Genomic DNA, 6,936 nt, shown 5'->3' with positions numbered 1-6,936 from the left:
GGGGATCCCGCTTCTCTTCCTCCTGCTGCATGAGTAAAGCCGTCCGTAATGACCCTCGAAATCGACATCGAAGCCCCCTGGCCCGGCGGCACCGACTGGGCCGATATCGCCGAAAGCGCTCTCGAAGCGCTGCAGCAAGTCGCGCCTGAACTCGCCAATCCGCGTCTGATCGCCAGCGTGCTCTTCACATCGGACGAGGAAGTCCACACGCTCAACCGTGAGTGGCGGGCCAAGGACAAGCCGACCAACGTGCTTTCCTTCCCCATGCTCGATCGCGAGGACCTGCTCGATCTCGCGCCCGATGGCCCGCCGGAAATGCTGGGCGATATCGCCCTCGCTTTCGAGACCTGCGCGCGCGAAGCAGCGGAAAAGGGCGCTTCCGTCGAACACCACGCCACTCACCTGATCGTCCACGGCCTGCTGCATCTGGCGGGCCACGATCACGAGATTTCCGACCATGATGCCGAAGCAATGGAAGCGCTTGAAACAAAGGCTCTTGCGATTCTCGGTATCCCTGACCCATATGGGGACCGGATCTAGACTGCAGGGGAATACCAAGCACAATGGCCGACAATGGCCGCCACACCGAGTCCGGCTCGGGAGATGGGGACAGTAGCGGCACGCTTTTGCGTGTCATCAAAAGGCTCTTCCATCCCGAGGGCGATCAGTCGCTGCGCGCGCAGATCGAGGAAGTCATCAACGAGCACGAAGGCGAGGCGGACGGCGAAAGCCCCGCCAACGGCGATCTTTCGCCGCTGGAACGCCAGATGCTCCGCAACCTGCTGCATTTCAGCGAGCACGATGCCGACGACGTCGCGATCCCGCGCGGCGAGATCATCGCCCTGCCCGCTTCCGCCTCGTGGGAAGAAGTCGTCGAGGCGTTTGCCGAGCATGGCCATTCGCGAATGCCGGTCTATGGCGAATCGCTCGACGAGGTGAAGGGTATGCTCCACATCAAGGACGTGTTCTCGCACCTGGCGCGCGGCACCCGGCCGGACGACTGGAGCACGCTGCTGCGCCAGCCGCTCTACGTGCCGCAGTCGCGCGGCGCACTCGACGTGCTGGCCGACATGCGCGCCCAGCGCACGCACCTTGCCGTCGTGATCGACGAATATACCGGCACCGACGGCATCATCACCATCGAGGACCTCGTCGAGGAAATCGTCGGCGAGATCGAGGACGAGCACGACGATGCCCCCGAAGACCTGCTGGTGCCGCTGGAAAACGGCGTGTGGGAAGCGGATGCGCGGGCCGAACTGGACGACGTCGCCGAACGGATCGATCCACGCCTTGCCGAAGTCGAGGAATCGGTCGATACGCTGGGCGGCCTAACTTTCGTTCTGGCCGAAAAGGTCCCCGAGGTCGGCACCGTGCTCACCCACGCCAGTGGCTGGAAAATCGAGGTTATCGACGGGAATGAACGCCATGTGACCCGTTTGCGCCTTCATCCGCCACAGCGGGACTTGGAAAACACACCCGATTGTCTCACATAGGATTGCATGATCTGCACTGCAGATTGCATATCCAGCAAACGCCACGAAAAGACTGCCCTTGCCTGTACGCCGACTTCCTCCCCTGCGCGCACTCGAAGCCTTCGTGCGCGTCGTCCGTCTCGGTTCAGCCAAGGCAGCCGCCAATGAACTGGCCCTGTCGCCTTCGGCCCTGTCGCGCCGCGTCGCCGCGCTGGAAGACTTTACCGGCAAGCGGCTGTTCACGCGCCAGCACCAGTCGATGAAGCTGACCGACGAGGGCCTGGCCTTCTACAATGCCATCGGCCCCAAGCTGGAAGAACTGGCCGAGGCGGTGGAGGCGCAGATCGATCGCGGCCAGGTGCTGCGCCTGCATCTGGGCGTGCCTTCGCTGTTCGGCGGCCAGCGGCTGTTCCCGCGCCTGCCCGAACTGCGCAAGCTGCACCCGCGCCTGCACATCGACATCGATACCGCCGCCCATTCGGAAGACCGCGTGGGCGATACGCTGGACGCGGCCATCGTGCTCTCCAAGGAGCCGGACCCGGCCTTCTACCGCATCCAGCTCGACCACAACAAAGTCTATGGCATCGTCTCCCCCGAACTGGCCGCCGAGATCGGGCCGGTGCCGGACGAAAAGGCCCTGTCGAAGCAGACGTTCCTGATCCACCAGGACCTGCCCGAGAGCCTCGACGCCTGGAAGAAGGCGATCGGTATGCCCGATCTGGAACCGGCGGCGATCGACAAGTTCGACTCCGGCCAGCTCGTGCTGGAAGCGGCGGCGCAGGGCCTCGGCATCGCGATCATGCACGACGACCACTTCCGCCGCTCGCACGACAACCGGCTGGCCCGGCTGTTCGACATCGATATCGAGAGCCCCTACCGCTACTGGTTCATCTGCAAGCCCAAGGCGCTGGAAACCCGCCCGGTGCGCATTTTCCACGAGTGGCTGCTGCAAGCCGGGCTGTAAACTCTTCCTTCCAAGCCAAACACCGTCTGGCCGATGGGCGACCAGACGGCGTCCGCACCTGTCAGTTTGAAATGTCGGTTTGGAATTTCAGCTCGGGATATACGAGGACATCGACTCGTTCAGCGTGAACGGCTTGATGTCCGTAAAAGGGATGACCGGATCCAGCTGATACGTGACGGTCACGCTGCTGAACTTTGCACCATTCGCCGCCGTCCCGCGCTGCAGGGCGAGCGAGACGATGCCGCTGTCTTTGACGCCCACCATACTGGCACGCACCTTGTTCAGCACTTCGGTTTCACTCGCATCGGGATGGACCTTGGCATAGCGGACGCCCTCTCCCGCGGCATGGCGAATGGTGCCCGAAGCCTGGAGAACCAGGGCGAACTGCAGGAGCCCGATCATCGCGACCAGAATGACCGGCAGGGCAAACGCCGCCTCAACGGCCGAAGCTCCACGCGCATCCGCAAGCAGGTTTCGAAAGGTCATTGGATCCTCATCAGGCTATTGCCAGTCACGGTAATATTCGATCCCATGGACTTCATACCCAACATGCCTGCCAGTGCGGTCCAGTTGAACTGGAACGCAACGGCCCGCCGGATCGATACCCGGACAAAACGGCCGGACGTTTCCCCCGCCGGACAGGGATTGTCGTATTTCGACTGGCGCACGCCATTGCATTCAAGGAAAAGCTCGGCCGTGACATTGCTCGACGGAACACCTGCCGCGGCAGTCGCTTCCGGGATCAGATAGGCCACGCTGGAACTGGTCGGCCGCTTGGCGAGCGCAAACGCGGTGGTACGCTGGGCAGCCTGCTCGACGTCGATCTTGGCGCAGACATAGCGCGAGACATCGACGATTCCGGCAAACAGGAACAGGATCACGGGCAGGACCAGTCCCAGTTCGACGACGGCCGCGCCTTTCCGGTCCTCGATGACACGCCGGGCTATCGGGGGAAGGAGGCTGATGCGCATGGCCACTACTCCACCACCCGGACGACACGGGCGGACATGTCGAGATCGCTGTAATCGGACGTGCATTTGTTATCGAGCGAGGTCGTGCCGGAGAACGATATCTGATTGGCGACCATCAGCAGGCAATCCGCATGTTGCCCGGAATTTCCGGTAAACGTGAGATCGCCCCCCGGCAGGTAGACGATACCATCCAGCTGAAGAGTACTGCCGCCAGCGATATTGCTCTCGCTCGTCGATCCGATTGGATCCTGGAAGAAGAGGATGTTTTTCCAGGTGGGATCTTCCACAGCGGTAGGCGCGCGCAAGTCGAGATCGGCACCGCCGACCAGCTTGACGGTCGCCACGTTCTTGGGATCGTCGCCGGTCAGGATGATGGTGACGCCTTCTCCGGTGACATGCGCCTGGCTGTTCACCGTGAACGTGCCCTTGTCCATGATGTAGACGCCGGGGTTCAGCGTCACGGTGCCCTGCAGCGTCAGGCCATTGCAATAGCGGCCCGGATCGAGCGTGGTGGTCGTGCTGGGCGCGACATTGAGGTTGTTCGCGGTGCAAGTCGCGGGCGTCGTCGGCACGGTCAGATTGCGCGCTGCGATCGGATCGGTGACAGGCAGCCCGTAAGGCTGCAGTACCGCCCCGGAAGGGATGCTCGCACTGGAAGCATCGATGCCGCCGACTGCGTGGACATTGGGCGTATCAAGCCAGCTGCTGCCGTTCAGATCGATGGCCGTTGCGATGTTGGAATTGGCGGCCGCGCCGCATCCCAGATTCACTTGAGCCGAACCGATGGTGTTGATGCCGACCCCGTCCGGCGAAAGCGCGATGACGCAGTAGTCGCCATCGGAGGCAACTGTTGCCACGGCCCGCGCCCGCACAGTGGGCGCCATGCTCAGGAACAGGCCGGAGAAGGGCAGCTTCTGGCTGGTGGTCGCCTGAACCTCGATGGCATTGGCGTCCGCAGTATAGGCCCCCGATGTCGGCGGGTTCGAGATCAGTTCGATCTTGACGTCGGAAGTGGAAACGCCATTGCGGCCCACTTCCCTGGTGGCCGCAGCGTTATAGTCATTCCCCAGTTGCTCGCTGAGCACCGCCGCCCGGGCCCCCGCATCGACGGCCTGCTGCAACTGGCGCTTCCAGAGATACCATTGCGCGGTGTCGGTCGCGAGCGCCGCGCCGCCGACCAGCACGGTAAGGCCAAAGGCAGTCAGCGCCAGAATGTTGCCTTCCCTGCTTGCACGCAGGCGGGACAGGAATGGCCGCACTATCATTGAGACAATCCTACACTCGCATGACACCAACCAGCCTATCTGCTCACACACGCGGTAAGGGATTCTATCGGGATCTAGTTACTTAAAATTAAGCATGATTGGCGAGGAAACGGTGTCTCCCTCGCCTTCTTCGCATACCGCAAACATGGAAAAAGGGCGGTCCTTGCGAACCGCCCTCTTAACTTTTTGCTTGTTTACGGAGGACTTAACCTTCCGAAACAGTCGCCTTGACGATCGTGCCCGGATTACGCGGCGGCTCGCCCTTGGGCAGCGCGTCGACGAGTTCCATGCCTTCGACCACCTGGCCCCAGACAGTGTACTGCTTGTCGAGGAAGGTCGCGTCGTCGAAGCAGATGAAGAACTGGCTGTTGGCCGAGTGCGGATAGCTGGTGCGCGCCATCGAGCACACGCCGCGCACGTGCGGCTCGGCATTGAATTCGGCCTGCAGGTCGGGCTTGTCCGAACCGCCGGTGCCGGTGCCGTGCGGGCAGCCGCCCTGCGCCATGAAGCCGGGGATCACGCGGTGGAACTTCACGCCGTTGTAGAACCCTTCGTTGGCGAGTTCCTTGATTCGCTCGACGTGGCCCGGGGCCAGATCGGGGCGCAGCTTGATCTTGACGTCGCCCTGGCCTTCGCCGGTGTCGAGGGTGAGCGTCAGAAATTCGTCGGCCATTTTATCTCTCCTGTTGCCGGCACCCGGTCTTGGGCGCGGAGTGGCTTGGCGCCCGATATAGGGCGGCTTGCGGCAATGTCACGTTATTCGATGCGGTGGATGCGCCCGGAAATCCACCTGTTGCAATTGCGAAATAGGCGCTTAGACCGGCCTTCATGAGCGAAGCGGACCTCAAGGAAAATCTGCCCGAAGAAGAGGCCGCCGCCGAAGCCGAGGCTGCGCAGGAAACGGAAAGCCTCGACGAGGAAAACCGCCTGAAGCCCGAATTCGTCCGCAGCGTGAAAGAGGCGCTCGACGACGAGGATTCCGACCGCGTCTATGACCTGGTCGAGCCGCTCCACCCCGCCGACATCGCCGACCTGTTCGAACTGGTCGATGCCGACGAGCGCCTGACTCTCGCCCGCTCGATCCGCGACCTCATGGGCGTCGAGGTCATCGCCGAACTCAACGACTGGGTGCGCGAGCTGCTGGTCGAGGCGCTGCCCGCCGAAGTCGTCGCCGAGATCGCTGAACAGCTCGAAACCGACGACGCCGTCGCCATGCTGGAAGACCTCGACGAGGAGGACCAGCAGGCCGTCCTCGCCGAGATGGAGCCGGAAGACCGCGCCGCCATCGAATCGGCGCTGTCCTACCCCGAGGAATCCGCCGGCCGCCTGATGAGCCGCGAATTCGTCGCGGTGCCCGAGACGATGACGGTCGGCGACCTGATCGACTTCCTGCGCGAACACCGCGAACTGCCCACCGAATTCTGGGAAGTGTTCTGCGTCGATGCGCTGCACCACCCGGTTGGCACTTGCGCGCTTTCGTGGATCCTGCGCTGCCCGCGCAACATCCCGCTCTACGACGTGATGAAGCGCGACCAGACGCTGATCCCGGTCGGCATGGACCAGGAAGAAGTCGCGCTGCGCTTCCAGAAATACGCGCTGATCTCGGCCGCCGTGACTGACGATTCGGGCCGCCTGATCGGCCAGATCACGGTCGACGACATCGTCCACATCATTCAGGAAGAAGCGGGCGAGGATACCCTGCTGCTCTCCGGTGCAGGCGACGGCGACATCAACGAGCCGATCCTGCTGACGGTGCGCGCCCGCCTGACATGGCTGGTGGTCAACCTCGCGACGGCCATCCTCGCCTCATCGGTGGTCGGGCTGTTCCAGGGGGCGATCGCGAAATTCGCGCTGCTCGCGGTGCTGATGCCGATCGTCTCGGGCATGGGCGGCAATGCCGGCACCCAGACGCTGGCCGTGGTGGTGCGCGCCATTGCCACCAACCAGCTTACCGATTCGAACACCGTGCGGATGATCCTGCGCGAATTCCGCATCGCGCTGGCCAACGGCGCCGCGCTGGGCGCGCTGATTGGCCTCGGCACCGGCCTGCTTTTCGCCAATCCCCACCTCGGCGCGGTGATCGCAACCGCCATGGTGGTGAACAACCTCGTCGCCGGTCTCGCGGGCATCCTCGTGCCGGTCACGCTCACGCGCTTCAAGGTCGATCCGGCGGTATCCTCCGCCGTCTTCGTGACGACCGCGACCGACGTGATGGGCTTCTTCTCGTTCCTGGGTCTCGCGGTCCTCACCGGACTGGCCTGACA

The 6,936-nt window shown here is 63.2% G+C and carries 8 protein-coding genes; 4 read left to right on the top strand and 4 right to left on the bottom strand.

Annotated features, from left to right (window positions below; translation table 11 throughout):
* The first annotated feature begins 48 nt into the window (after positions 1–48).
* From ybeY to NN5_RS18205, 3 genes are read left to right on the top strand one after another with little or no spacing between them, the layout of a single operon-like run.
* Positions 49–540 (top strand): rRNA maturation RNase YbeY, encoded by a 492-nt coding sequence (gene ybeY, locus NN5_RS18215; protein ID WP_067736614.1) that lies wholly within the window; start codon positions 49–51, stop codon positions 538–540.
* Between the two features lie 23 nt (positions 541–563).
* Positions 564–1,493, top strand: coding sequence for a hemolysin family protein (locus NN5_RS18210; RefSeq protein ID WP_067736611.1), 930 nt, complete (start codon positions 564–566; stop codon positions 1,491–1,493).
* Between the two features lie 58 nt (positions 1,494–1,551).
* Positions 1,552–2,436 carry a LysR substrate-binding domain-containing protein gene (locus NN5_RS18205; protein ID WP_084385032.1) on the top strand — a complete coding sequence of 295 codons (885 nt, stop codon included), beginning with the start codon at positions 1,552–1,554 and terminating at the stop codon, positions 2,434–2,436.
* An 87-nt stretch (positions 2,437–2,523) separates the two neighbouring features.
* Here the strand turns inward: NN5_RS18205 and NN5_RS18200 are convergent, their stop codons facing one another.
* The 4 genes from NN5_RS18200 to NN5_RS18185 form a co-directional block, all read right to left on the bottom strand.
* Positions 2,524–2,922: a TadE/TadG family type IV pilus assembly protein gene (locus NN5_RS18200; protein WP_067736608.1), complete on the bottom strand. Its 399-nt coding sequence runs from the start codon at positions 2,920–2,922 to the stop codon at positions 2,524–2,526.
* Positions 2,919–3,407, bottom strand: coding sequence for a TadE/TadG family type IV pilus assembly protein (locus tag NN5_RS18195; RefSeq protein WP_067736606.1), 489 nt, complete (start codon positions 3,405–3,407; stop codon positions 2,919–2,921). Before NN5_RS18195 ends, NN5_RS18200 begins: the two co-directional genes overlap by 4 nt.
* Before the next feature lie 5 nt (positions 3,408–3,412).
* Positions 3,413–4,672: a pilus assembly protein TadG-related protein gene (locus tag NN5_RS18190; RefSeq protein ID WP_067736603.1), complete on the bottom strand. Its 1,260-nt coding sequence runs from the start codon at positions 4,670–4,672 to the stop codon at positions 3,413–3,415.
* A gap of 205 nt (positions 4,673–4,877) precedes the next feature.
* On the bottom strand, positions 4,878–5,345 hold the full coding sequence (locus tag NN5_RS18185; RefSeq protein WP_067736601.1) for a peptidylprolyl isomerase: 468 nt from the start codon (positions 5,343–5,345) through the stop codon (positions 4,878–4,880).
* Between the two features lie 155 nt (positions 5,346–5,500).
* On the opposite strand from NN5_RS18185, the gene mgtE reads away from it, so the two are divergent.
* Entirely contained in the window at positions 5,501–6,934 is a 1,434-nt protein-coding gene (gene mgtE, locus NN5_RS18180; RefSeq protein WP_067736598.1) for a magnesium transporter, read from the top strand.
* Positions 6,935–6,936: the final 2 nt, after the last annotated feature.

The sequence above is a fragment of the Novosphingobium naphthalenivorans NBRC 102051 genome (genome assembly GCF_001590985.1).
In the GTDB taxonomy this organism is placed as follows: Bacteria; Pseudomonadota; Alphaproteobacteria; order Sphingomonadales; family Sphingomonadaceae; genus Novosphingobium; species Novosphingobium naphthalenivorans.
The sequence above is the reverse complement of the archived record's forward strand: the minus strand, read 5'-3'. Positions and strand labels throughout refer to the sequence as shown.

Excerpts from the sequence above, each read along its gene's own strand:
- NN5_RS18185 (WP_067736601.1), bottom strand. The coding sequence starts at position 5,345 with ATGGCCGACGAATTTCTGACGCTCACCCTCGACACCGGCGAAGGCCAG.
- NN5_RS18190 (WP_067736603.1), bottom strand. The coding sequence starts at position 4,672 with ATGATAGTGCGGCCATTCCTGTCCCGCCTGCGTGCAAGCAGGGAAGGC.
- ybeY (WP_067736614.1), top strand. The coding sequence starts at position 49 with ATGACCCTCGAAATCGACATCGAAGCCCCCTGGCCCGGCGGCACCGAC.
- mgtE (WP_067736598.1), top strand. The coding sequence starts at position 5,501 with ATGAGCGAAGCGGACCTCAAGGAAAATCTGCCCGAAGAAGAGGCCGCC.
- NN5_RS18210 (WP_067736611.1), top strand. The coding sequence starts at position 564 with ATGGCCGACAATGGCCGCCACACCGAGTCCGGCTCGGGAGATGGGGAC.
- NN5_RS18195 (WP_067736606.1), bottom strand. The coding sequence starts at position 3,407 with ATGCGCATCAGCCTCCTTCCCCCGATAGCCCGGCGTGTCATCGAGGAC.
- NN5_RS18200 (WP_067736608.1), bottom strand. The coding sequence starts at position 2,922 with ATGACCTTTCGAAACCTGCTTGCGGATGCGCGTGGAGCTTCGGCCGTT.